22 protein-coding genes are annotated in these 22,868 nt (G+C 67.1%); 15 read left to right on the top strand and 7 right to left on the bottom strand.

Going from position 1 to position 22,868, the window contains the following annotated elements; all coding sequences use genetic code 11:
• Positions 1 to 117: 117 nt before the first annotated feature.
• Positions 118 to 2,415, top strand: a complete 2,298-nt coding sequence (gene bglX / locus ACNFIA_RS25785; protein ID WP_259759606.1) for a beta-glucosidase BglX — start codon at positions 118 to 120, stop codon at positions 2,413 to 2,415.
• Between the two features lie 58 nt (positions 2,416 to 2,473).
• Here bglX and ACNFIA_RS25780 read toward each other — a convergent pair whose 3' ends face one another.
• Positions 2,474 to 3,253, bottom strand: a complete 780-nt coding sequence (locus ACNFIA_RS25780) for a hypothetical protein (RefSeq protein WP_416789812.1) — start codon at positions 3,251 to 3,253, stop codon at positions 2,474 to 2,476.
• A 151-nt stretch (positions 3,254 to 3,404) separates the two neighbouring features.
• On the opposite strand from ACNFIA_RS25780, the gene ACNFIA_RS25775 reads away from it, so the two are divergent.
• Positions 3,405 to 3,587 carry a DUF1289 domain-containing protein gene (locus ACNFIA_RS25775; protein WP_416789811.1) on the top strand — a complete coding sequence of 61 codons (183 nt, stop codon included), beginning with the start codon at positions 3,405 to 3,407 and terminating at the stop codon, positions 3,585 to 3,587.
• A gap of 565 nt (positions 3,588 to 4,152) precedes the next feature.
• Here ACNFIA_RS25775 and gap read toward each other — a convergent pair.
• Positions 4,153 to 5,157 (bottom strand): type I glyceraldehyde-3-phosphate dehydrogenase, encoded by a 1,005-nt coding sequence (gene gap, locus ACNFIA_RS25770; protein ID WP_416789810.1) that lies wholly within the window; start codon positions 5,155 to 5,157, stop codon positions 4,153 to 4,155.
• Between the two features lie 128 nt (positions 5,158 to 5,285).
• Between gap and edd the strand changes: the two genes are divergently transcribed.
• The 11 genes from edd (at position 5,286) to ACNFIA_RS25715 (ending at position 18,493) form a co-directional block, all read left to right on the top strand.
• Positions 5,286 to 7,112: a phosphogluconate dehydratase gene (gene edd / locus ACNFIA_RS25765; RefSeq protein ID WP_416789809.1), complete on the top strand. Its 1,827-nt coding sequence runs from the start codon at positions 5,286 to 5,288 to the stop codon at positions 7,110 to 7,112.
• A gap of 120 nt (positions 7,113 to 7,232) precedes the next feature.
• The gene (locus ACNFIA_RS25760; RefSeq protein ID WP_416789808.1) at positions 7,233 to 8,231 is read left to right on the top strand and encodes a glucokinase; all 999 of its coding nucleotides are present in this window, start codon (positions 7,233 to 7,235) and stop codon (positions 8,229 to 8,231) included.
• Between the two features lie 42 nt (positions 8,232 to 8,273).
• Positions 8,274 to 9,008 (top strand): response regulator, encoded by a 735-nt coding sequence (locus ACNFIA_RS25755; RefSeq protein ID WP_259753901.1) that lies wholly within the window; start codon positions 8,274 to 8,276, stop codon positions 9,006 to 9,008.
• Positions 9,009 to 9,027: 19 nt separating this feature from the next.
• The gene (locus tag ACNFIA_RS25750; protein ID WP_416789865.1) at positions 9,028 to 10,449 is read left to right on the top strand and encodes an ATP-binding protein; all 1,422 of its coding nucleotides are present in this window, start codon (positions 9,028 to 9,030) and stop codon (positions 10,447 to 10,449) included.
• A 253-nt stretch (positions 10,450 to 10,702) separates the two neighbouring features.
• Positions 10,703 to 11,128 (top strand): endonuclease domain-containing protein, encoded by a 426-nt coding sequence (locus tag ACNFIA_RS25745; RefSeq protein WP_416789806.1) that lies wholly within the window; start codon positions 10,703 to 10,705, stop codon positions 11,126 to 11,128.
• Positions 11,129 to 11,412: 284 nt separating this feature from the next.
• On the top strand, positions 11,413 to 12,675 hold the full coding sequence (locus ACNFIA_RS25740; RefSeq protein ID WP_416789804.1) for an ABC transporter substrate-binding protein: 1,263 nt from the start codon (positions 11,413 to 11,415) through the stop codon (positions 12,673 to 12,675).
• A 100-nt stretch (positions 12,676 to 12,775) separates the two neighbouring features.
• Positions 12,776 to 13,702 (top strand): carbohydrate ABC transporter permease, encoded by a 927-nt coding sequence (locus tag ACNFIA_RS25735; protein ID WP_416789802.1) that lies wholly within the window; start codon positions 12,776 to 12,778, stop codon positions 13,700 to 13,702.
• On the top strand, positions 13,695 to 14,540 hold the full coding sequence (locus ACNFIA_RS25730; RefSeq protein WP_088418070.1) for a carbohydrate ABC transporter permease: 846 nt from the start codon (positions 13,695 to 13,697) through the stop codon (positions 14,538 to 14,540). The genes ACNFIA_RS25735 and ACNFIA_RS25730 overlap by 8 nt, the downstream gene beginning before the upstream one ends.
• Before the next feature lie 135 nt (positions 14,541 to 14,675).
• The gene (locus tag ACNFIA_RS25725) at positions 14,676 to 15,836 is read left to right on the top strand and encodes an ABC transporter ATP-binding protein (RefSeq protein WP_416789801.1); all 1,161 of its coding nucleotides are present in this window, start codon (positions 14,676 to 14,678) and stop codon (positions 15,834 to 15,836) included.
• 52 nt (positions 15,837 to 15,888) lie between these two features.
• The gene (locus ACNFIA_RS25720) at positions 15,889 to 17,247 is read left to right on the top strand and encodes a carbohydrate porin (protein ID WP_416789799.1); all 1,359 of its coding nucleotides are present in this window, start codon (positions 15,889 to 15,891) and stop codon (positions 17,245 to 17,247) included.
• A gap of 409 nt (positions 17,248 to 17,656) precedes the next feature.
• On the top strand, positions 17,657 to 18,493 hold the full coding sequence (locus tag ACNFIA_RS25715; protein ID WP_259753907.1) for a D-hexose-6-phosphate mutarotase: 837 nt from the start codon (positions 17,657 to 17,659) through the stop codon (positions 18,491 to 18,493).
• Positions 18,494 to 18,668: 175 nt separating this feature from the next.
• On the opposite strand, the gene ACNFIA_RS25710 is transcribed toward ACNFIA_RS25715, so the two are convergent.
• The 3 genes from ACNFIA_RS25710 to ACNFIA_RS25700 form a co-directional block, all read right to left on the bottom strand.
• The gene (locus tag ACNFIA_RS25710; protein WP_017516671.1) at positions 18,669 to 18,797 is read right to left on the bottom strand and encodes a hypothetical protein; all 129 of its coding nucleotides are present in this window, start codon (positions 18,795 to 18,797) and stop codon (positions 18,669 to 18,671) included.
• Positions 18,798 to 18,871: 74 nt separating this feature from the next.
• Positions 18,872 to 19,060: a hypothetical protein gene (locus ACNFIA_RS25705; protein WP_259753908.1), complete on the bottom strand. Its 189-nt coding sequence runs from the start codon at positions 19,058 to 19,060 to the stop codon at positions 18,872 to 18,874.
• A 20-nt stretch (positions 19,061 to 19,080) separates the two neighbouring features.
• Positions 19,081 to 19,518, bottom strand: a complete 438-nt coding sequence (locus ACNFIA_RS25700; RefSeq protein ID WP_416789797.1) for a hypothetical protein — start codon at positions 19,516 to 19,518, stop codon at positions 19,081 to 19,083.
• 214 nt (positions 19,519 to 19,732) lie between these two features.
• Between ACNFIA_RS25700 and ACNFIA_RS25695 the strand changes: the two genes are divergently transcribed.
• Together ACNFIA_RS25695 and ACNFIA_RS25690 are read left to right on the top strand one after the other, a co-directional pair.
• Positions 19,733 to 20,167 (top strand): PGDYG domain-containing protein, encoded by a 435-nt coding sequence (locus ACNFIA_RS25695; protein ID WP_259753910.1) that lies wholly within the window; start codon positions 19,733 to 19,735, stop codon positions 20,165 to 20,167.
• Positions 20,168 to 20,322: 155 nt separating this feature from the next.
• Positions 20,323 to 21,228, top strand: coding sequence for a YihY/virulence factor BrkB family protein (locus ACNFIA_RS25690; RefSeq protein ID WP_259753911.1), 906 nt, complete (start codon positions 20,323 to 20,325; stop codon positions 21,226 to 21,228).
• Here ACNFIA_RS25690 and ACNFIA_RS25685 read toward each other — a convergent pair.
• Positions 21,225 to 21,776: a hypothetical protein gene (locus tag ACNFIA_RS25685; RefSeq protein WP_416789795.1), complete on the bottom strand. Its 552-nt coding sequence runs from the start codon at positions 21,774 to 21,776 to the stop codon at positions 21,225 to 21,227. The two genes, ACNFIA_RS25690 and ACNFIA_RS25685, sit on opposite strands and share 4 nt — an antisense overlap.
• Before the next feature lie 88 nt (positions 21,777 to 21,864).
• A complete protein-coding gene (locus ACNFIA_RS25680) occupies positions 21,865 to 22,773 on the bottom strand; it encodes a LysR substrate-binding domain-containing protein (protein WP_416789794.1) in 909 nt (302 codons plus the stop codon).
• Positions 22,774 to 22,868 lie beyond the last annotated feature (95 nt).

Raw genomic sequence — 22,868 nt, 5'->3', positions numbered from 1 at the left:
GCGGCAACACCCGGGGATGCCGCCCGAACGACCGCCCTGACGACGTCTCTTAACCACATTCCACAGTGACCTGGCGCCTCGCGCCGGCTGCTGAGTACCCATATGAAAAGAACTCCAATCAGCCGTATCTGCTGGCTCGGCCTCCTGCTGGGCCTTGGCAGCGCTTCGCTATCCGCCGCCCAGGCGCCTGCCGCCGCACCCGCCGTGCCGCTGCCCGGCCAATCCAAGGACGCCTTCCTCGACAGCCTGATGCAACGCATGACGCTGGAAGAGAAGATCGGCCAGCTGCGCCTGGTCAGCGTCGGGCCGGACCATCCCAAGCCGGTACTGCTGAAGGAAATCGCCGCGGGCACCACCGGCGCGGTGTTCAACACCGTCGTCCGCCCCGGTATCCGCGACCTGCAGGACGCGGCCATGAAGAGCCGCCTGAAGATCCCGCTGTTCTTCGCCTATGACGTGGTCCACGGCCACCGCACCGTGTTCCCCATCGGCCTGGGCCTGGCGGCGAGCTGGGACCTGGCCGCCATCGAGCGCAGTGCCCGTGTCTCGGCCATCGAGGCCAGCGCCGACGGCCTCAACCTGACCTATTCCCCCACCGTCGACATCGCCCGCGACCCGCGCTGGGGCCGGGTGTCCGAAGGCTTCGGCGAAGACGCCTGGCTGACCAGCAAGGTCGCCGCCGCGGTGGTCAAGGGCTACCAGGGCAAGGGCCTGAACCAGCCGGACACCATCATGGCCGGGGTCAAGCACTTCGCCCTGTATGGCGCCGGCGAAGGCGGCCGCGACTACAACACCGTGGACATGAGCCCGCAGCGCATGTTCCAGGACTACCTGCCGCCGTACCGCGCGGCCATCGACGCCGGTGCCGGCGCGGTGATGGTCTCGCTCAACAGCATCAACGGCGTGCCGGCCACCGCCAACAAGTGGCTGCTGCAGGACCTGCTGCGCGGCCAGTGGGGCTACAAGGGCCTGACCCTGAGCGACCACGGCGCGGTGCTGGAGCTGATCAAGCACGGCGTGGCCGCCACCGAGCGCGACGCCACCCAGGCGGCGATCAACGCCGGCGTCGAAATGAACATGAACGACGACCTCTACGGCAAGCACATGCCCGAGCTGCTCAAGGCCGGGCTGATCAGCCAGGCCGAGATCGACCGCGCCTGCCGCGACGTGCTCGCCGCCAAGTGGGACATGGGCCTGTTCCAGGACCCGTACCGCTACCTGCAGGGCAAGGACCCGGTGGACACCGACGCCGAGGAGCGCCTGCACCGCGCCGATGCCCGCGAGATCGCGCGCAAGGGCATGGTCCTGCTGAAGAACGAAGGCGGCGTGCTGCCGCTCAAGCGTGACGGAGTGATCGCCCTGATCGGCCCGCTGGCCGACAGCAAGCGCGACGTGATGGGCAGCTGGTCCGCCGCCGGCAAGGCCTTCCAGGCCGTGACCGTGCTCGAGGGCATGGGCGCCGCCACCCGTGGCCACGCCGCGCTGCTCTACGCCAAGGGCGCCAACGTCACCGACGATCCGGAGATCGTCAAATACCTCAACGAGTACAGCGAAGACGTCAAGGTCGACTCGCGCAGCCCGCAGGCGATGATCGACGAAGCCGTCGAGAAGGCGAAGCAGGCCGACGTGGTGGTGGCCGTGGTCGGCGAATCCCAGGGCATGGCCCACGAGGCGTCGAGCAAGACCAACCTGCACATCGCGCAGAGCCAGGTCGAGCTGCTCAAGGCCCTCAAGGCCACCGGCAAACCGCTGGTGCTGGTGCTGATGAACGGCCGGCCGATGGACCTGCGCTGGGAAAGCGCCAACGCCGATGCGGTGCTGGAAACCTGGTTCAGCGGCACCGAGGGCGGCAACGCCATCGCCGACGTGCTGTTCGGCGACTACAACCCGTCGGGCAAGCTGACCATGACCTTCCCGCGCTCGGTGGGCCAGGTGCCGATCTACTACAACCACCTGAACACCGGCCGCCCGTTCGACCACGAGCACCCGAACAAGTACACCTCGCGCTACTTCGACTCGCAGAACGGTCCGCTGTACCCCTTCGGCTACGGCCTGAGCTACACCGAGTTCAGCGTCTCGGACGTGACGATGTCGGGCAGCAAGCTGAAGAAGGGCGACCAGCTCACCGCCAGCGTGACCGTGAAGAACACCGGCAAGCGCGCCGGCGAGACCACCGTGCAGCTCTACCTGCGCGACGTCGCCGCCTCCATCAGCCGGCCGGTCAAGGAGCTCAAGGGCTTCAGCAAGATCCTGCTGCAGCCGGGCGAGTCGAAGGTCGTGCAGTTCCCGATCCGCGAGGAAGACCTGCGCTTCTACGACAGCCAGCTGCGCTACGCTTCCGAGCCGGGCGAATTCAAGGTCTACGTCGGCCTGGATTCGGACAACGTGAAGGAGCAGAGCTTCACGCTGCTCTAAGCGCCACGCGCTGCTGCCAACCAAACGCCACGGCTGGATCAGCCGTGGCGTTTTGCTTTCAGGCGGCCTTGGCCGTGTTGCGCGAGCGCAGGCCGATGAGCCAGTGCACCCCGCCTTGCACCAGCACCGCGAGCAACGCCGCCTCGGCGAAGCTGGGCAGCGCGTCGTGGCCAGGCAGGCGCAGCGCCAGCCACAGGCAGAACGCCGCGAAGGCCGGGCGCCCGGTGACCATGCCGCGCAGCAGGGCGACGACGAAGCCGGCGCCATGCAGCCGCTGCGACGACACGCAGAGCACGATGGAAAGCAGCGGGAACACCGCCAGCAGGCCGCTCCAGCTCGGCCCGGCCCAGCCGGCGAGGGCGGTGACGGCCAGGGTGAGCAACGCGCCGGCGAGCATGCGCAGGCCCAGCTCGAAGCGGCCGAGCGCGGCGATGCTGGCGGGTAGTTCGGCGCGGGGCATGAACCGCTGGCTAGTCAGTGCGCCCACCGCCGCCGCCAGCAGTGCCCAGACAGGTTGCGCAGGCAACTGCGTCAGTCCCCAGGCGGCCAGCAGCCAGGCGAGCGTCGCGCCGGTCAGCGCCAGTGGCCAGCGGTGCTTCCGGCACAGCCAGGCGTAGGCGAAGTTGAAGGCTTCCGCCGCGAAGATCGCCGCTAGCGCCAGCAGCGCGGCCCGGGCGCCGAAGTCGCGGCCGTGCTCCAGGGCGATCAGGTAGAGAATCGGCCCGGCAATGGCGGGCAGGGCGGCCAGGCAACCGGCAACGGTCGGCCCCCACCAGCGCCCGGCGAGGGACACCAGCAGCAGGAACAGCGGAACCAGGGTGAGCTTGAGGGCGAGCATGGGCGAGGCCGGCAGGCGTGGGGAGCGGATTCTAGCGCGTCGATTGGCCGCGTCGATGGCGCCGATGGGCAAATCGAGTTGGACCTCGGCGCCGCGTGGGTGTCCATTGTGCAGGCCCACTGACAGTCATCCCTGCATCGAGAGGAAGTCCGTGAAGAGTCCGTGCATCAAGATCTGCGAATTCGAGGAAGGCATCTGCCTGGGCTGCGGCCGCAGCCGCGAGGAAATCAAGGCATGGAAACGCGCCGATCCCCTGGGCCAGGAGGCGATCCGGGCCGAGGCGGACATGCGTTTGCTGGTGCTGGAGGCGCAGGGGAGAAGGCTGTATCGGTAGCCGCGCCCGGCATGCTCTTCGTAGGAGCGGACCTTGTCCGCGAATGGGTCCGGAAGAGCTTCGCGGATAAGATCCGCTCCTACAGTTCAGCGCATCGAGGTTCGCTCGGAGTAGACGTAGGGCGAATAACCCGGAACGGGTTATCCGCCGCACCCGTCACGGCGGATAACGCTGTCGCGTTATGCGCCCTAGGGAGCTGAGTGACCTGTCGGCGTGGTGGCCGTTCGCGAGCAAGCTCGCTCCTACAGGTGCAGTGCCCAGGGTTGCCCTCACCCCAGCCCTCTCCCAGAGGGAGAGGGGGCAGATCGTGCCGGGTGAAAGCGTTGTGTCCTCCTGCACCGAACCAGTCCCCTCTCCCTTCAGGGAGAGGGTTAGGGAGAGGGCGGCCGAAGGTGAATGCGATGGTTCAGCGAGGGCTCTAAGCGTAGGGCGGATAACGCTGTAGCGTGATGCGCCCTAGGGAGCTGAGTGACCTGTCGGCATGGTGGCCGTTCGCGAGCAAGCTCGCTCCTGCAGGTGCAGCGTACGCGCTCTTCGTAGGAGCGAGCTTGCTCGCGAACCCTTTTCACCCCCGCGCCAAGACCATCGCCCGCGCCGTATCCAGCATGCGGTTGGAAAACCCCCACTCGTTGTCGTACCAGGCCATCACCTTCACCAGCCTGCCGTTCACCCGCGTATGGCTGGCGTCGAAGATGGCCGAGCGCGGGTCGTGGTTGAAGTCCACCGAAACCAGCGGCTGGCGGTTGAACCCGAGGATCGCCGAGCCCTCGCTGGCGCGCTCCAGCAGCGCGTTGACCTCCTGCGCGCTGGTGTCGCGGGCGACCTGCAGCGTCAGGTCCACCAGGGAGACGTTGATCACTGGCACCCGCACCGCCAGGCCGGTCAGCTTGCCCGCCAGCTCCGGCAGCACCAGGCCCACGGCCTCGGCGGCGCCGGTCCTGGTCGGGATCATCGACTGGGTGGCCGAGCGGGCGCGGTACGGGTCGCTGTGGTAGACGTCCGAAAGATTCTGGTCGTTGGTGTAGGCGTGGATGGTGGTCATCAGCCCGTGTTCGATGCCCAGCTCGCGGTGCAGCACCTGGGCGACCGGCGCCAGGCAGTTGGTGGTGCAGGAGGCGTTGGAGACGATGCGGTGCTCGGCGCGCAGGCTGCCATCGTTGACGCCGAACACCACCGTGGCGTCCACGCCCTGGCCGGGCGCGGAGATCAGCACCTGGCGCGCGCCGGCCTGCAGGTGCGCGGCGGCCTTGTCGCGGGAGGTGAAGAGGCCGGTGCATTCCAGCACGATATCCACCCCCAGCGCCTGCCACGGCAGCTCCGCCGGGTTGCGGATGGCCGTGACGGCGATGCGGTCGCCCTCTACCCTGAGGCTTTCGGCGTCGTGCTCGACACGGCCGGCGAAGCGCCCATGCACGCTGTCGTACTGGAACAGGTGGGCGTTGATCGCCGCGTCGCCCAGGTCGTTGATCGCCACCACTTGCAGGTGCTGGCGGTAGGGACCCGAGTAGAGCGCGCGTAGTACGTTCCGACCGATGCGGCCAAATCCGTTGATTGCCAGGCGTATAGTCATGGAGGTCGTCTCTTTTCTTTTGTTGTGGTAAAAACCATTAAATTTCGCCGTCGACGAAAAGTAAACGCCCAGTAATCGATGATTATGTTGTAAAAACAACAACCGATAGTCTGTAGGAGAATGCTGCCATGCACCCTCGTGTGCTTGAAGTCACCCAGCGCATCCAGGCCCGCAGCGCGGCCACGCGCCAGCGCTACCTCGACCTGGTCAAGGCAGCCGCCACCAAGGGCCCGCACCGCGGCACGCTGCCTTGCGGCAACCTCGCCCACGGTGTCGCGGCGTGTGGTGAATCCGACAAACAGGCCCTGCGGCTGATGAACCAGGCCAACGTCGCCATCGTCTCCGCCTACAACGACATGCTCTCCGCGCACCAGCCGCTGGAGCGCTTCCCGGAGCTGATCAAGGACGCCCTGCGGCAGATCGGCTCGGTCGGCCAGTTCGCCGGCGGCGTGCCGGCCATGTGCGACGGCGTGACCCAGGGCGAACCGGGGATGGAGCTGTCGCTGGCCAGCCGCGACGTGATCGCCATGGGCACCGCCATCGCCCTGTCGCACAACATGTTCGACGCCGCGCTGTGCCTGGGCGTGTGCGACAAGATCGTCCCCGGCCTGCTGATCGGCGCGCTGCGCTTCGGCCATCTGCCGGTGGTGTTCGTGCCCGCCGGCCCCATGCCCACCGGCATCTCCAACAAGGAGAAGGCCGCGGTGCGCCAGCTGTTCGCCGAAGGCAAGGCCACCCGCGAGGAGCTGCTGGCTTCGGAGATGGCCTCCTACCACGCACCGGGCACCTGCACCTTCTATGGCACCGCCAATACCAACCAGCTGCTGGTGGAAGTGATGGGCCTGCACCTGCCGGGCGCGTCCTTCGTCAACCCGAACACCCCGCTGCGCGACGAGCTGACCCGCGAAGCCGCCCGCCAGGCCGCGCGCCTGACGCCGGAGAACGGCCAGTTCGTTCCCATGGCGGAAATCGTCGACGAGAAGACCATGGTCAACTCGGTGGTGGCGCTGCTGGCCACCGGCGGCTCGACCAACCACACCCTGCACCTGCTGGCCATCGCCCAGGCCGCCGGCATCCAGCTGACCTGGCAGGACATGGCCGACCTCTCCGAGGTGGTGCCGACCCTGGCGCGCATCTATCCCAACGGCCAGGCCGACATCAACCACTTCCAGGCGGCGGGCGGCATGTCCTTCCTGATCCGCCAGCTGCTCGACGGCGGGCTGCTGCATGAAGACGTGCAGACCGTGGTCGGCAAGGGGCTGCGGCGCTACCTCCAGGAACCTTTCCTGGATGGCGACAAGCTGGTCTGGCGCGAAGGCCCGGCGGCGAGTCTGGATGAGAACATCCTGCGCCCCATCGACAAGCCGTTCTCCCCCGAAGGCGGCCTGCGCCTGATGGAAGGCAACCTCGGTCGCGGCGTGATGAAGGTGTCCGCCGTGGCGCTGGAGCACCAGATCGTCGAAGCCCCGGTGCGCATCTTCCATGACCAGGCCAGCCTGGCCGCGGCCTTCAAGGCCGGCGAACTGGAGCGCGACCTGGTGGCCGTGGTGCGCTTCCAGGGCCCGCGCGCCAATGGCATGCCGGAGCTGCACAAGCTCACGCCGTTCCTCGGCGTGCTGCAGGACCGTGGCTTCAAGGTCGCGCTGGTCACCGACGGGCGCATGTCCGGTGCGTCCGGCAAGGTGCCGGCGGCAATCCACGTATCCCCGGAAGCGCTCAACGGCGGCCCGCTGGCCAAGCTGCGCGACGGCGACATCGTGCGCGTCGATGGCACCACCGGCGAGCTGCGCGTGCTGGTGGATGCGGCGCAATGGGATGCCCGTCCCCTGGTGGAAACCCCGGTCATCGATAACCTGGGCATGGGCCGCGAGCTGTTCGCCTTCATGCGCAATGCCTTCAGCCCGGCGGAGCAGGGTGCCTGCAGCTTCACGGCGGAGCTGAACGGCCCACGCTGACCGCATGCCTCCCGTGCGACGTGGCTGCCTGTCCGTCGCATGGGGCGTTTCCGGCGCTGACCTATGCTGGCATCATCCCGCGCCGCAACCTTCCAACCCATTTCCAGGCCAGAGCCCGCCATGAATTCCAATAACGCTCAGCCCGCCTCGAACGGTTTCGCCCTGGTCGGCGACATCGGCGGCACCAACGCCCGCTTCGCCCTGTGGCGCGGTGAAGTCCTCGAATCGGTCCAGGTCCTGGCCTGCGCCGACTACCCGCGGCCCGAAGACGCCGTGCGCGACTACCTGCAGCGCGTCGGCCAGCCGCTGTCGGCCATCGACAACGTCTGCCTGGCCTGCGCGGGACCGGTGGGCGCCGGCGACTTCAAGTTCACCAACAACCACTGGGTGATCCAGCGCGACGCCTTCCGCGCCGAACTCGGCCTGAGCCACCTGCTGCTGGTGAACGACTTCAGCACCATGGCCTGGGCGGCGTCGCGGCTGTCGCAAGACCACCTGGTGCAGGTGCGCCCCGGCAAGGCGCTGGAAGGCCGCGTCAAGCTGATCATCGGCCCCGGCACCGGCCTGGGCGTCGGCAGCCTGATGCCACTGCCCGGTGGCGGCTGGGAAGTGCTGCCCTGCGAAGGCGGCCATGTCGACCTGCCGGTGACTTCCGAACGTGACTTCGCCCTCTGGCAACTGCTGCGCGAGAAATACGGCCACGTATCGGCCGAGCGCGTGCTCTCCGGCAGCGGCCTGGAAAACCTCTACCGCATGAGCTGCCAACTCGATGGCGTGGAGCCCAAGTGCGCCACCGCCGCCGAGATCGGCGAGCGCGCCATGGCAGGCGATGCCTACGCCGACGCGGTGCTGGAACACTTCTTCCTCTGGCTGGCGCGGGTTGCCGGCAACGCCGTGCTGACGGTCGGTGCGCTGGGTGGGGTGTACATCACCGGTGGCATCGTCCCGCGCTTCCTCGACCGCTTCCTGCGCAGCGGCTTCGCCGAGGCGTTCCGCACGCGTGGCAAGACCAGCGGGCCGTACCTCGACCCCGTGCCGGTGTGGGTCATGACGGCGGAGCACCCGGGTCTGTTCGGCGCCGGCGTGGCGCTGGAGCAGGCGCTGCGCAACGAAGGCTGACCGATCGCTCACTCCCGATAACAACAAGAAAGGACGCCCGACGTGAACCAGCCTGCCAAATCCATCCTGCTGGTGGACGACGACCAGGAAATCCGCGAGCTGCTGGAAACTTACCTCAGCCGCGCCGGCTTCCAGGTGCGCAGCGTGCCCGACGGCGAGAGCTTCCGCCGCGCGCTGTGCGAGGAGGATGCCGCGCTGGCGATCCTCGACGTGATGCTGCCCGACGAGGACGGCTTCAGCCTGTGCCGCTGGATTCGCTCGCACCAGCGCCACGCCTGCATGCCGGTGATCATGCTCACCGCCAGCTCCGACGAGGCCGACCGCGTGGTGGGCCTTGAGCTGGGCGCCGACGACTACCTCGGCAAGCCCTTCAGCCCCCGCGAGCTGCTGGCGCGGATCAAGGCGCTGCTGCGCCGCGCGCAGTTCACCCAGGTGCGCGGCGGTGAGGTCATCGCCTTCGACGACTGGCGGCTGGATACCATCAGCCACCGGCTGTTCCACGAGGACGGCGAGGAACATTTCCTCAGCGGCGCCGACTTCGCCCTGCTCAAGCTGTTCCTCGACAACCCCCGGCAGATCCTCGACCGCGACACCATCGCCAGTGCCACCCGCGGCCGCGAGGTGATGCCGCTGGAGCGCATCGTCGACATGGCCGTGTCGCGCCTGCGCCAACGCCTGCGGGATACGGAAAAACCGGCGCGGCTGATCCAGACCGTACGCGGCAGCGGCTACCTGCTGGCCGCCCAGGTTCGCCCGCACCTCGCCGGCCATGAGTGAGCGCCGCCGCTGGACCCTGGTGCCGCGCTCGCTGCTCGGCCGGATGCTGCTGCTCACCCTGCTGGCGGTGCTGATCGCCCAGGGCCTGTCGAGCCTGTTCTGGATTTCCCACCTGCGCAGCAGCCAGCGCGACGGCCTGCTCACCAGCTCGCGCAGCCTGGCCTACTCCATGGCCGCCAGCGTCAGCTACTTCCGCTCGCTGCCCATCGGCTACCGCCCGCTGGTGCTCGACCAGTTGCGCAGCATGGGCGGCACGCGCTTCTTCGTTTCGCTCAACGAGCGCCCGCTGGACATGCGCGCGCTGCCGGACACCACCAACAAGCAGGCAGTGATCGACATCGTGCAGGACGTGCTGCGGCAGAAGCTGGGCAAGGACGTCGAGCTGCAGGTGGAGTTCGTCAGCCCCGACGACCTGCGGCTGTTCAACGGCGAGCTGAAGCTGGAGGAGCTGCCGCGCTCCTGGGCGCACTACGCGCTGACGCTGGAGCCGGTGAACCCGCCGGTGCTGGTCACGCAGATCCGCATCGGCGTCAGCGAGTGGCTGTACATCGCCAGCCTGATGCCGGCGCCCTACGTCACCCTGGAGCCCGAGGGCCTGCCGCCGCAGCAGATCCTGTCCATCGTCTTCACCAGCCTGCTGCTCTTGCTGTTCACCGGCCTGCTGGTGCATTGGCAGAGCAGGCCGCTCAAGCGCCTGGCCCGCGCCGCGCGCGACATCGCCCTGGGCGGTGAGGACCAGCCGCTGGAAGAGAGCGGGGCGAGCGAGCTGGTGGAGGTGTCCCGCGCCTTCAACACCATGCGCGAGCGCATCGACCGCTACGTCAACGAACGCGCCCAGCTGTTCAGCGGCATCTCCCACGACCTGCGCACGCCCATCACCCGCCTGCGCCTGCGCGTGGAGCTGCTGGAGGACGAACAGGCGCGGGACAAGTTCAGCCACGACCTCGACGAGCTGGAGCTGCTGGTCAAGGGCGCGCTGCAGTGCGTCAAGGACACCGATATCCACGAGAACGTCGAGCCGGTGGACCTCAACCAGCTGCTGCAGTACGTCGCCGGGCCCTACATCGCGGACGGCCGCGTCGAGGTGCTGGGCGCCGCCCGGGAGCCCTATCCGGGCAAGCCGCTGGCGCTCAAGCGCTGCATCGGCAACCTGCTGGACAACGCCCTGAAATACGGCGGCCGCGCCCAGCTGAGCATCGAGGATGAGCCGGACGCGGTGGTCCTGCATGTCGATGACCAGGGCCCGGGGGTGCCGGAGCAGCGCCTGGAGAAAGTCTTCGAGCCGCGCTTCCGGTTGTCCGAGCGGGGCCAGGGCTATGGCCTGGGGTTGGGTATTGCGCGCAACATCGCGCATACCCACGGCGGCGAAGTCACCCTGCAGAACCGCCGTGAGGGCGGGTTGCGGGTGACGTTGAGGTTGCCGCGGTTGGAGGTGGAGTAGGGCGGATTACTCCTGCCGGCCGTTTGGGAGTGCTTGGATGTCGCGGCCCTCTCCCTAACCCTCTCCCTGAAGGGAGAGGGGACTGTCCGGCATGTTCGGTCAGGCCAGAATTAGCTGGATACAAAAGTCACCGGGAGCGTAGAAAGCTACAGGCAACTCGGAAAGCTCCCTCTCCCTTCAGGGAGAGGGCTGGGGAGAGGGTGGTGGGCTGGGGCACCAGTCTCCTGGCGTATTCCCGCCGGAGCCAAGTCCGATGCCCTCTTACCTCGCCGAATTCTCGAAACAACTGCGCACTGACCAGACCGAAGCCGAACGCGCCCTCTGGCACCGCCTGCGCGCTCACCGCTTCCTCGGTCTCAAGTTCCGCCGGCAGAAAATCATCGGGCCCTACATCATCGATTTCATCTGTCACGAACGGATGTTGATCATCGAGCTGGATGGCGGGCAGCATCTGGGTTCCAATGCGGACCTGGAGCGTGACGGATGGCTCAAGCACAGGGGTTTCACAGTGCTGCGCTTCTGGAATCATGATGTGTTGGTGAGGATGGATTCGGTGCTGGAGGCGATACGCCTGGCGCTGGAGGCTGGCTCCGCGCCCTCTCCCCAACCCTGGCTGCGCGCCCCGCTCCGAAGGGAGAGGGGCCGCTCGGCGCAAGTGGCAACCAAGGATTCAGCCTGACGTCTTGGTTCGGCTATACGCAGGAACTACAGACCGCTCAGACAGCTCCCTCTCCCTTCAGGGAGAGGGCCGGGGAGAGGGTGGTGGGCCAAGACTCGGTGCTCCAGGAACCTCCCAATGCCGCCCCAATTTCCCCCAATGCCAAATCCACCAAAGGACCGCCAATGTCACCACCTCGTGACAATCAAAGATCGCTTCGTTACCCGGAGACCAGAATGCCTTGGATAGACTCGGAACATCGCAAGCGAAGACTTGCCTCCAATAACAAGAACAAGGTGCTCCCCATGAATGCGATCCGTCGCCTGTCGGCCGCCATCTGTCTTTCTTCCCTCTGTCTTTCCCCCCTGCTGGCCCACGCCGGCGAAGTCGAAGTGCTGCACTGGTGGACCTCCCCCGGTGAAAAGCGCGCCGCCGAAACCCTGAAGAAACTCGTCGAAGCCAAGGGCCACACCTGGAAGGACTTCGCCGTCGCCGGTGGCGGTGGCGAGGCGGCCATGACCGTGCTGAAGACCCGCGCCGTCTCCGGCAACCCGCCGGCCGCCGCGCAGATCAAGGGGCCGGATATCCAGGAGTGGGGCGAACTGGGCCTGCTCGCCGACCTCAACGACGTCGCCGCGCAGGGCAAGTGGGATCAACTGCTGCCGCCGCAGGTGGCGCAGATCATGAAATACAAGGGCGACTACGTGGCCGTGCCGGTCAACGTGCACCGGGTGAACTGGTTGTACATCAACCCGGAAGTCTTCAAGAAGGCCGGCGCCACGCCGCCGACCACCCTGGACGAACTCTTCGCCGCCGCCGACAAGCTCAAGGCCGCCGGCTTCACGCCGCTGGCCCACGGCAGCCAGCCGTGGCAGGACGGCACGCTGTTCGAGAACCTGGTCCTGAGCAAGATGGGCCCGGACGGCTACCGCAAGGCCTTCGTCGAGCTGGACAAGGGCACCCTCACCGGCGCGCAGATGGCAGATGTCTTCGCCGCGCTGAAGAAGCTGCACAGCTATGTCGATGCCGACGCCGCCGGGCGCGAGTGGAACGTCGCCACCGGCATGGTCATCAACGGCAAGGCCGGCATGCAGATCATGGGCGACTGGGCCAAGAGCGAGTTCACCGCCGCCGGCAAGGTGGCGGGCAAGGACTACCAGTGCCTGCCGTTCCCCGGTACGCAGAAGGCCTTCGACTACAACATCGACTCCCTGGTGATGTTCAAGCTGAGCAACGAGGAAAACCGCAAGGCCCAGGAAGACCTGGCCCGCGCGGTGCTCGACCCGTCCTTCCAGAAGGACTTCAGCCTGAACAAGGGCTCGATCCCGGTGCGCCTGGACGTCGACATGACGCCCTTCGACAGCTGCGCCCAGCAGTCGATGAAGGACTTCAAGGCCGCCTCCGCCAGCAACAACCTGGTGCCGAGCATGGCCCACAGCATGGCCGCCTCCAGCTACGTGCAGGGCGCGATCTTCGACGTGGTCACCAACTTCTTCAACGACCCCGCCGCCGATCCGCAGAAGGCCGCGCAGCAACTGGGCGCCGCCATCCAGGCCGCCGCGCAGTAAGGCGCAAGCCGGTCCCTCGGCGGGCCGGCCTCTCTTCCCACCGAACGACTCCGGGCCGCCGTGGCAGCCCGGGCGGGTTCACTCATCCTCGAGAAGGCAGATGGCGACCCAATCTCCGACTTTCACTCCCGCCGCCAGCCCGCGTGCTTCGCTGCTCGACGGCCTGCAGGCCTGGCTGCCCAAGCTGGTGCTGGCCCCGAGCATGCTCGTGGTGCTGGTCTGCGTGTACGGCTACATCGGTTGGACGCTGCTGCTGTCCTTCACCAACTCGCGCTTCATGCCGGCCTACAGCTGGGCCGGGCTGACCCAGTACCTGCGCCTGTGGGACAACGACCGCTGGTGGGTGGCGAGCAAGAACCTGCTGCTGTTCGGCGGCCTGTTCATTGGCATCTGCCTCGCGCTCGGGGTGTTCCTCGCCGTGCTGCTGGACCAGCGCATCCGCCGCGAAGGCCTCATCCGCACGGTGTACCTGTACCCCATGGCGCTGTCGATGATCGTCACGGGCACCGCCTGGAAGTGGCTGCTCAACCCCGGCCTTGGCCTGGACAAGCTGCTGCGCGACTGGGGCTGGAGCGGCTTTCGCTTCGACTGGCTGGTGGACCCGGACCGCGTCGTCTACTGCCTGGTGATCGCTGCCGTGTGGCAGGCCTCGGGCTTCGTCATGGCGTTGTTCCTCGCCGGCCTGCGCGGGGTCGACCCGGCCATCGTGCGCGCCGCCCAGGTGGACGGCGCGAGCCTGCCGACCATCTACCTGCGCATCGTCCTGCCGAGCCTGCGCCCGGTGTTCTTCAGCGCGCTGATGATCCTCGCGCACATCGCCATCAAGAGCTTCGACCTGGTCGCCGCGATGACCGCCGGCGGCCCCGGCTACTCCTCGGACCTGCCGGCGATGTTCATGTACGCCCACACCTTCACCCGCGGCCAGATGGGCCTGGGCGCCGCCAGCGCGATGCTGATGCTCGGCGCCGTGCTGGCCATCGTCGTGCCGTACCTGTACTCCGAACTGCGGGGCAAGCGCCATGCATGACTCGACCCTGAAACCGTCGTTCAGCCTGAGCCGCCTGGCGGTGCACGCGACCCTCTGGGGCGCCGTGGCGCTGTACGTGATCCCGCTGCTGGTGATGCTGCTGACCAGCTTCAAGACCCCGGAAGACATCCGCAACAGCAACCTGCTGGCGCTGCCGGATGTGTTCACCCTGATCGGCTGGGTGAAGGCCTGGGGCGCGGTGGGGGACTACTTCTGGAACTCGGTGAAGATCACCGTGCCCGGCGTGCTGATCTCCACCTTCATCGGCGCCATGAACGGCTACGTGCTGTCGATGTGGCGCTTCCGCGGCTCGCAGCTGTTCTTCGGCGCGTTGCTGTTCGGCTGCTTCCTGCCCTTCCAGGTGATCCTCCTGCCGATGTCCTTCACCCTCGGCAAGCTCGGCCTGGCCAACACCACCACGGGCCTGGTGATGGTGCACTGCATCTATGGCCTGGCCTTCACCACGCTGTTTTTCCGCAACTACTTCGTGGCGATCCCCGATGCGCTGGTGAAGGCCGCGCGGCTGGACGGCGCGGGGTTCTTCACCATCTTCCTGCGCATCCTGATGCCGATGTCCACGCCCATCGTGATGGTCTGCCTGATCTGGCAGTTCACCCAGATCTGGAACGACTTCCTGTTCGGCGTGGTGTTCGCCAGCGGCGATGCCCAGCCCATCACCGTGGCGCTGAACAACCTGGTGAACATCAGCACCGGGGTGAAGGAATACAACGTCGACATGGCCGCGGCGATGATCGCCGCGCTGCCCACGCTGGTGGTCTACGTACTGGCCGGCAAGTACTTCGTGCGCGGGCTCACTGCCGGCGCCGTCAAAGGTTGAAGCTGCCGTGCTCGGCCATGCCGCGTTGGAATCAGGCTCGGAATGCTCATTTGGCGGCCCAAACTCCGCTTCCTCGCCTGATTCCGCCTTGCCTGGCCTTCGCTCGCGACGCTTCCGCAATCCTGGAGAGATGTGATGTCCACCCTTGAACTGCACAACCTGCACAAGTCCTACGGCGCGGGCCTGGCGGACACCCTGAAGTCGATCAACCTGTCGATCGATTCGGGCGAGTTCCTGATCCTGGTCGGCCCCTCCGGCTGCGGCAAATCCACCCTGATGAACTGCATCGCCGGGCTGGAAAACGTCACTGGCGGCGCGATCCTGGTGGACGGCCAGGACATCAGCGGCATGAGCCCGAAGGATCGCGACATCGCCATGGTGTTCCAGTCCTACGCGCTGTACCCGACCATGAGCGTGCGCGAGAACATCGCCTTCGGCCTGAAGATCCGCAAGCTGCCCAAGGCCGAGATCGACGCCGAGGTGGCGCGCGTCTCCAAGCTGCTGCAGATCGAACACCTGCTCGAGCGCAAGCCTTCGCAGCTCTCCGGCGGCCAGCAGCAGCGCGTGGCCATGGGCCGGGCGCTGGCGCGGCGGCCGAAGATCTACCTGTTCGACGAGCCATTGTCGAACCTCGACGCCAAGCTGCGCGTGGAGATGCGCACCGAGATCAAGCTGATGCACCAGCGCCTGAAGACCACCACGGTGTACGTGACCCACGACCAGATCGAGGCCATGACCCTGGGCGACAAGGTGGCGGTGATGAAGGACGGCATCGTCCAGCAGTTCGGCACGCCGCAGCAGATCTACAACGACCCGGCGAACCTGTTCGTCGCCAGCTTCATCGGCTCGCCGCCGATGAACTTCATCCCGCTCAAGGTGCAGCAGCAGGGCGGCCGGCTGGTCGGCCTGCTGGACAGCGGCCAGGACCGCTGCGAGCTGCCGCTGCAACTGGACGCCGGGCTGGTCGAGGGCCGCGAGCTGATCCTCGGCGTGCGTCCGGAACAGGTGCAGCTGGCCACCGACGGCGCCCACGGCCCGAACGACCTGCGCGCCGAAGTCGAGGTGGTCGAACCCACCGGCCCGGACACCCTGGTCTTCGTCACGCTCAATGGCGCCAAGGTCTGCTGCCGCCTGGCGCCGGACCAATCGCCGCTGCCGGGAGCGTCCCTGCAGCTGCGTTTCGACCCGTCCCGCGCGCTGCTGTTCGACGCGCAGAGCGGCGAGCGCCTGCGCGCCGACCCGCGTGGCGACGGCGCGAACAAGGTGACGCCGCTGGCGCGGCAGAAACATTCCTGAACCAAGCCATCAACTTCCTGCCTGAAAAATCATGTCAACGAGGACGCTGGAGATGCACAAGAACAACAAGAACCGGCCTGCAGCACGAACCCTTGGCTGCCTGCTCGCACTGGGCTGCGTGGGCAATGTCGCCCATGCCGCCGACGCCTTCTCATCCGAGTCCAAGTGGGGCCTGGGCGACTGGGGCGGCAAGCGCACCGAACTGCTGGAGAAGGGCTACGACTTCAAGCTCGACTACGTCGGCGAAGCCGCGAGCAACCTGGGCGGCGGCTACGACCAGCACACCACCGCGCGCTACTCCGACCAGTTCGCCCTCGGCACCCACCTGGACCTGCAGAAGATCCTTGGCTGGGATACCACCGAATTCCAGCTCACCGTCACCGAGCGTAGCGGCCGCAACCTCTCCAACGACCGCATCAGCGACCCGCGCGCCGGGCAGTTCAGCTCCGTGCAGGAGGTCTGGGGCCGTGGCCAGACCTGGCGCCTGACGCAGATGTGGATCAAGCAGCAGTACTTCGACGGCGCGCTGGACGCGAAGGTCGGCCGCTTCGGCGAGGGCGAGGACTTCAACAGCTTCCCCTGTGACTTCCAGAACCTGGCCTTCTGCGGCTCCCAGGTGGGCAACTGGGTCGGCGGCATCTGGTACAACTGGCCGGTCAGCCAGTGGGCCGCCCGCGTGAAGTGGAACTTCAACGACCAGTGGTACGCCCAGATCGGCGCGTACAACCAGAACCCGTCGAACCTGGAGACCGGCAACGGCTTCAAGCTCAACGGCAGCGGCACCAAGGGCACCATCCTGCCGGTGGAGCTGGTGTGGATGCCCAAGGTCGGCGCGGCGCAGCTGCCCGGCGAATACCGCCTGGGCTACTACTACAGCACCGCCGAGGCCGACGACGTGTACGACGACGTCAACGGCAACCCGCAGGCGCTCACCGGCGAAGCGCCCAAGACCCACAGCGGCAAGCACGGCTGGTGGGTGGTGGCGCAGCAGCAGGTCACCGCGCACAACGGCGATGCCTCGCGCGGCCTGAGCCTGTTCGCCAACTTCACGGTGCACGACAAGGCCACCAACACCGTCGACAACTACCAGCAGCTGGGCGTGGTCTACAAAGGCCCGTTCGACGCGCGGCCCAAGGATGACATCGGCTTCGGCGTGGCGCGCATCCACGTCAACGACGACGTCCAGGATCGCCAGCGCCTGGCCAACCAGGTCAACGGCATCGACGACTACGACAACCCGCTGTACCAGCCCATCCAGGACACCGAGTACAACGCCGAGCTGTACTACGGCGTGCACGTGACCAATTGGCTCACCGTGCGCCCGAACCTGCAGTACATCCGCCATCCGGGCGGGGTGGACGAGGTCAACAACGCCGTGGTGGCGGGCCTGAAGATCCAGTCCAGCTTCTGATTGCTCCCGGTGCGAACCTGGCCCGTCCTTGCGACGGGCCTTTTTTGTCTGCCCGCTGACAGTTCTGCAGATCCGCGACGGGGCTTTTCGTAGGAGCGAGCTTGCTCGCGAACATCCCGGCCTCCGGTGCCCAGGCGGTTCGCGAGCAAGCTCGCTCCTACGGCCTCTCCCTGGGGGAGAGGGCTGGGGTGAGGGGCGCGCGCAAACACAGACCTGTCCGGGGAAGGCAGCTGCTCCTGCAAAAATAGGAACCCCATGGGGGTGAGAACCCATTTTCAGTGGCGCAGGCGCTGCGCGTGACTAGGCTTTGCGGTTAGAATCGCGGCCTTTTCTATACTATGTAGTGAAACTACAGAGATCTTCACGCCCCGGAATGTCCGGGCAGGGATTGGATCAGGACATCCGGACAATGCTCGAGCATCCGCTGCAGCGCTTTTTTCATTCCATGCGGGCCAAGCGCCCCTTCGACTGGGTGCGCTTCCAGCGTCGCGACCTGCTGCTCATCGATCACCCGCAGTGCCAGGCGGTATTCAGCCGCCAGGGCGCGCAACTGCTGCACTTCCAGCCGCGCGGCGCGCGCCCGCTGCTGTGGTGCTCCAGCCAGTGGCCGAGCCTGAGCACGGCGCCGATCCGTGGCGGCATCCCGGTCTGCTGGCCCTGGTTCGGCAGCCACCCGGTGGAAACCGACTGGCCGCAACACGGCTGGGCGCGCCAACGCGAGTGGCGCATGCTCGATGCCTGGGCCGACGACCAGAAGGCGGTGATCAGCTGGCAGCTGGATATCGAGGACTGGCACGTGCGCCTGGAAGCGCGCCTGGGCCAGGACCTGGACATCGAACTTTCCAGCTACCACGAGGATGACAGCGACTGCCTGTTCAGCTTCGCCCTGCAGCCCTATTGGCGCGTGGGCTCGTTGCGCCGTTCGGTGGTCCACGGGATGGAACTGGACGGCAAGGCCAGCGGCCTGCCCAACACCTGGGCACCGCGGGGTGCAGTCAAGCAGGTGCTCTACAACACCGGCTCGCTGGTGCTGGAGGATGCCGGCTGGCAACGCCGCCTGCGCATCGACAAGAACACCAGCGCCGGCAGCGTCATCTGGCACCCGGGCAGCCGCGCGGTGGAGCAGGTGGAGCCGGGCGAGGCGGAGCGCTTCCTGTGCATCGGCGCCGCTGGCTACCGCGCGGGCGGGCTGATCCTCGCCCAGGGCGAACGGATGCTGCTGAACCTGCGCGCCGGGTTGGTCTGACCAGGATTGGTTCACGCACGCTTACCTGGGCAATGTATCGGAGCACACTGGTAGGCGCGGGCCATGCCCGCGATCGCGCGCATGGCGCACTCCTGCAGGTTCGCTGTGTCGTTACGGGGGAGAGAGGTGAGCGGACAGCCTCACCGAGGCCATCCGCAGGACGAGGGACGTGCCCTCAGGACGGTTGCTGGGGCGTGCCCAGCAGCGACTTGCCGGTTTTCTTCTGCCGCTTGGCCATGCGTTTTTCGTGCGCGGTTTTCAGCGGCTTCTTCTTCGCTTGCTTCTTCGCGTCGAGACCTTTCATGCGCCTGTCCTCCACCGGGACGCTCTCGGGTCGAGAGCCCACTGCTTCAGCATAGCCCCGCCAGGCTCCGGCGCTCAGCCGGCGGACAGGCGTTCCAGCTCGCGGCGCACCATGCTGGCGTACTGGGGCGGGCTCAGCCGGTACAGCTCGCCGGCCACCCAGGGCAGCCAGCGGCCGCCCAGGTGCTCGCGCTCGGCCAGCAGGCGCCGGGCTTCGGCCTCGGCGCGCTGGGCATGTTGCTGGTGGTAATCGGCACGGCTCATCGGTGGTCTTCGGGGCAGTGTCAGGTCTTGGCGCAGCTCAGGTTCTGCGGGTCGATGGTGATGCTGGCCAGCGGCTTGGCGTCGCTGCCGGCGTATTCGTGGGTCACGCTCAGGTGGTGCTCGCGAAAGCGCTGCAGCAGGTCGGGCTGCTGGCAGGTGGTGTCTTCGAGCTGCTTCTTCAGGCCGTTCTCGAACTTGGCGCGGGCACCCAGGTCCATGGCGTCCAGGCGCAGGTTGGAGATGGCGTAGCGGTAATACAGCATCTTCTTCGCCGGGTCGAGCTGCACGCTGTTGAGGGTGGTCACCTTGTCCACCTGGCGTGGCAGGTTCGACTTGGTCACCTGGTCGAAATAGTCCGCCGATTCCTTGAGGAATTTCGCCTCGTCGGGGGAGTCTTCGGCGTGCACGGCAAAGCTGGCGAGCAACAGCAAGGGCAGGGCGAGGCGAGCGAACGGCATGGGGTATTCCTGTACGGCTGATGGGAGTGTGCAACGGCGCGGCGTCATTGGCTGCGACAGCCAGGTCCGGGCCGGGTTCTGCCGGCGTGGCGACGCGCTCATGGCCTGTGAGTGTAGAGCACCGCCAGCCGCTGGCCGCTCGCGGGGCGTTTGTTTTGCGCGTAGGCTTGCGCGGTGCCATTTCCCTACCTTTTCCGCAGGCCCGCTGCACGCCATGATCGAACTGACCCATCTGGACCTTCGCACCGACCCCGCCGCGCAACGCGTGGTGAAGGATGAAACCGTCACCGTCGAATTCGCTGCAGCACCGGGCGAACTGATGAGCCTGGAAGGCCCCAACCGCTATGCCATTGGCGACGCGATCATCCGCGGTGCGACGGGCGAGCGCTGGGTGGTTTCCCGCGAGCGCTTCGATCCGAAGTACCGGCCGGCCGACGCCACGCTGGCCCACGGCGAGCCGGGCGCCTACCGCAATATCCCCAGCCCTGTGCTGGCCAGGCGCATGGACGACGCCTTCACCCTGCTGCGCTCCGCCGGTGGCGACCGTCTCACCGGCGCGGCCGGCGACTGGGTCATGCAGTACGCTCCGGGCGACTACGGCGTGGTGAAGGCGGAACGCTTCGCCAAGGTCTATCGCCGGGCTGACTGAAAGCGTCCCCGCGCTGGCCTCCACGCCCCGCCAGCGGCTAAGGTCTGTGCTGGCGGGCGCTCTGCGCCGTGCATTTGATGCAACTTTGCCGGCGTTGCGCAGGTCCACCCTGCAGCCGCCGGCGAGCGGGATGCGCAACGGGAGGACGGTGCGGGATGCGATTCATGGACATGCGCGGGCTCAGTCTGGGGCCCTGGAAACTGATCAGCCTGACGGTGAAGGAATTTCTCGACGACGAGATGCCCACCTACGCCGCAGCCCTGGCCTACCAGGGGCTGTTCTCGCTGTTTCCCTTCCTGTTGTTCCTCATCGCGCTGCTGGGCTTCCTGCACCTGCCGGAGTTCTTCGACTTCCTCCGCCAGCAGGCCGACTACGTGTTGCCGGCGCAGGCGCTGGAGCAGGTCAACCCGGTGATCGACCAGTTGCAGCAGCGCCAGGGCGGGCTGCTGTCCATCGGTATCGTGGTGGCGCTGTGGTCGTCGTCGGCGGCGGTGCGCTCGCTGATGATCGCGCTCAACGCCGCCTATGACGTGCGCGAGGGCCGCCCGGCGTGGAAGCGCATCCCGCTGTCGCTGTTCTACACCTTCGGCCTGGTGGCGATGCTGATGATGATCGCCGCGCTGATGATCCTCGGCCCGCAGGTCATGGGCTGGATCGCCGGCAAGGTGGGGCTGGAGGATTTCGTGGTGATCCTCTGGAGCATCCTGCGCTGGCCGGTGATCGTGATGCTGATGATGATGGCGGTGGCGATCATCTACTACGTCACGCCCAACGTGCAGCAGCGCTTCCGCTTCATCACGCCCGGCTCGGTGCTGGCGGTGGTGCTGTGGATCGCCGCGTCGCTGGGCTTTGGCTACTACGTGAAGAACTTCGCCGATTACAACGCCATGTACGGCAGCGTCGGCGCGATCATCGTGCTGCTGCTGTACTTCTACATCTCCTCGGCGGTACTGCTGCTGGGCGCTGAGCTGAACGCGGTGATCGAGCACCATCTGCCTCACGGCAAGGACGCCGGCGAGAAGACCTTCGACCAGGCCGCACCGGCGCCTGACGAGGGCTAGGGCTGGGGCGGTTGGCCGGCGACCGCGGGCGGTTCGCTGAGCAGCGCGTTGACCAGCGCGGTGGCCTTCTCGAAGGACGGGTAGCCGCTCCTGGCGACGTCCAGGCTGCCATAGACCTTCTGGTAGCGCTCGGCCTTCTGCGGGTCGGCCTGTTCCACCAGGAAGGGCTCGGACCAGATCTTGTACAGCAGCGCCACCGCGTAGGGCTGCCCGGCATCGGCGGCCTTTTCCAGCAGCGGCAGCACTTCGTCCACCTGCGGGCCTTCCTTGATCTTCAGCAGCGCCATGTAGAAGCTCGCTTCGCCTCGCTCGTCCTTCTCCAGGGCGCGGGCCAGCAGGGCTTCGGCAAGCTCGTAGTTGGCCAGGTCACCGCTGGCGATCAGCAGCTTCGCCTGCAGCATGTCGTTCTGGTAGAGCAGGCGTTCCTGGCGGCAGGTCTCGCCGCTCAGGGGTTCGTCGCAGGGATTGCTGGCGCTGGTCGAGCAGCCGGCCAGCAGCACCGGCAACGCCAGGGCCGCCAGCAGGTACGGAATGTGTTGCTTGCCCATGCAAGTCCCTCGGGGGCGAATGTCAGGGTTCGACCGGTCGGTGGGCGCGCCGGTTCTGCTTATTGGCCAGAAGCATAGCCGTTGCCGCTCAGAGAGCGTCGAAACCGGGCAGCCGCGGCACGCGCTCGATGAGGAAATCGATCAGCGCGCGGGTCCGGGCCGGCAGGAAAAGCCGCGAAGGATACAGCAGACTGGCCTCCTGGGTAGGCCCCTGCCAGTCCGGGAGCAGACGTTGCAGGCGGCCGTCGGCCAGCAGGTCCGCCACCAGCCAGGCCGGGGTCAGGCCGAAGCCGGCGCCCAGGCAATAGCTTTCGCGGATCGCCAGGGAGCTGTTCACCGTGTAGCGGCTGCGGGTCGCGAGGTTCAGCTCGCGGCCGTCGCCGTGGCGCAGCAACAGGTTCTGCCCGGCATCGAGCCAGGCGAAGCGCAGGTAGTCGGTCAGCGGCAGGTCGTCGGGGCGGCTCAGTGCGGGTTGGCGCGCGAGCCAGGCCGGGGATGCGACCAGGTAGCGCGGCGAGCGCGCCAGCGGGCGCGCGATCAGCTGTTCCGGCCGCTCGCCGCCCAGGCGCAGGGCGAGGTCGATGCCCTCGTCGGCGAGGTCGACGAAGCGGTCGTTGAGCAGCAACTCCACCTCGACGTCGGGGTGCTGCTGCATGAACTCCAGCAGCAGGGCGTTCAGCCGCAGTACGCCCAGGCTCACCGGGGCACTGACGCGAAGGCGCCCGCGCACCTGTTCGGTCTCGCCGCGCGCCTCGCTGACGCCTTCGGCGTAACTCTCCAGCATGCGCCGGGCATGCTCGTAGAAGCGCCGGCCCTGTTCGGTGGGCTGCACGCGGGTGGTGCTGCGGATCAGCAGCTGCGCGCCGACCTGGCGCTCCAGCGCCGCCATGGTCTTGCTCACGGTCGGCTGGCTGCTGCCGGACTCGCGGGCCACCGCGGACAGGCTGCCCAGCTCCACCGCGCGGACGAAACAGTGCAACGCCTTGAGGGTATCCATGTCCTATTCGTTTATCGAATGACGGGTCTGCAAATATGCCGTCTACCACCGTGATTGGGAATGGCCCAGCCTGTGGCCTATTCCATCACCGATGC

Source organism: Pseudomonas sp. NY15437, assembly GCF_048068435.1.
In the GTDB taxonomy this organism is placed as follows: domain Bacteria; phylum Pseudomonadota; class Gammaproteobacteria; order Pseudomonadales; family Pseudomonadaceae; genus Pseudomonas; species Pseudomonas nitroreducens_B.
The sequence above is the reverse complement of the archived record's forward strand: the minus strand, read 5'-3'. Positions and strand labels throughout refer to the sequence as shown.

Excerpts from the sequence above, each read along its gene's own strand:
- ACNFIA_RS25780 (WP_416789812.1), bottom strand. The coding sequence starts at position 3,253 with ATGCTCGCCCTCAAGCTCACCCTGGTTCCGCTGTTCCTGCTGCTGGTG.
- gap (WP_416789810.1), bottom strand. The coding sequence starts at position 5,157 with ATGACTATACGCCTGGCAATCAACGGATTTGGCCGCATCGGTCGGAAC.
- edd (WP_416789809.1), top strand. The coding sequence starts at position 5,286 with ATGCACCCTCGTGTGCTTGAAGTCACCCAGCGCATCCAGGCCCGCAGC.
- ACNFIA_RS25760 (WP_416789808.1), top strand. The coding sequence starts at position 7,233 with ATGAATTCCAATAACGCTCAGCCCGCCTCGAACGGTTTCGCCCTGGTC.
- ACNFIA_RS25745 (WP_416789806.1), top strand. The coding sequence starts at position 10,703 with ATGCCCTCTTACCTCGCCGAATTCTCGAAACAACTGCGCACTGACCAG.
- ACNFIA_RS25740 (WP_416789804.1), top strand. The coding sequence starts at position 11,413 with ATGAATGCGATCCGTCGCCTGTCGGCCGCCATCTGTCTTTCTTCCCTC.
- ACNFIA_RS25735 (WP_416789802.1), top strand. The coding sequence starts at position 12,776 with ATGGCGACCCAATCTCCGACTTTCACTCCCGCCGCCAGCCCGCGTGCT.
- ACNFIA_RS25730 (WP_088418070.1), top strand. The coding sequence starts at position 13,695 with ATGCATGACTCGACCCTGAAACCGTCGTTCAGCCTGAGCCGCCTGGCG.
- ACNFIA_RS25725 (WP_416789801.1), top strand. The coding sequence starts at position 14,676 with ATGTCCACCCTTGAACTGCACAACCTGCACAAGTCCTACGGCGCGGGC.
- ACNFIA_RS25720 (WP_416789799.1), top strand. The coding sequence starts at position 15,889 with ATGCACAAGAACAACAAGAACCGGCCTGCAGCACGAACCCTTGGCTGC.
- ACNFIA_RS25715 (WP_259753907.1), top strand. The coding sequence starts at position 17,657 with ATGCTCGAGCATCCGCTGCAGCGCTTTTTTCATTCCATGCGGGCCAAG.
- ACNFIA_RS25710 (WP_017516671.1), bottom strand. The coding sequence starts at position 18,797 with ATGAAAGGTCTCGACGCGAAGAAGCAAGCGAAGAAGAAGCCGCTGAAA.
- ACNFIA_RS25705 (WP_259753908.1), bottom strand. The coding sequence starts at position 19,060 with ATGAGCCGTGCCGATTACCACCAGCAACATGCCCAGCGCGCCGAGGCC.
- ACNFIA_RS25700 (WP_416789797.1), bottom strand. The coding sequence starts at position 19,518 with ATGCCGTTCGCTCGCCTCGCCCTGCCCTTGCTGTTGCTCGCCAGCTTT.
- ACNFIA_RS25695 (WP_259753910.1), top strand. The coding sequence starts at position 19,733 with ATGATCGAACTGACCCATCTGGACCTTCGCACCGACCCCGCCGCGCAA.
- ACNFIA_RS25690 (WP_259753911.1), top strand. The coding sequence starts at position 20,323 with ATGCGATTCATGGACATGCGCGGGCTCAGTCTGGGGCCCTGGAAACTG.
- ACNFIA_RS25685 (WP_416789795.1), bottom strand. The coding sequence starts at position 21,776 with ATGGGCAAGCAACACATTCCGTACCTGCTGGCGGCCCTGGCGTTGCCG.
- ACNFIA_RS25680 (WP_416789794.1), bottom strand. The coding sequence starts at position 22,773 with ATGGATACCCTCAAGGCGTTGCACTGTTTCGTCCGCGCGGTGGAGCTG.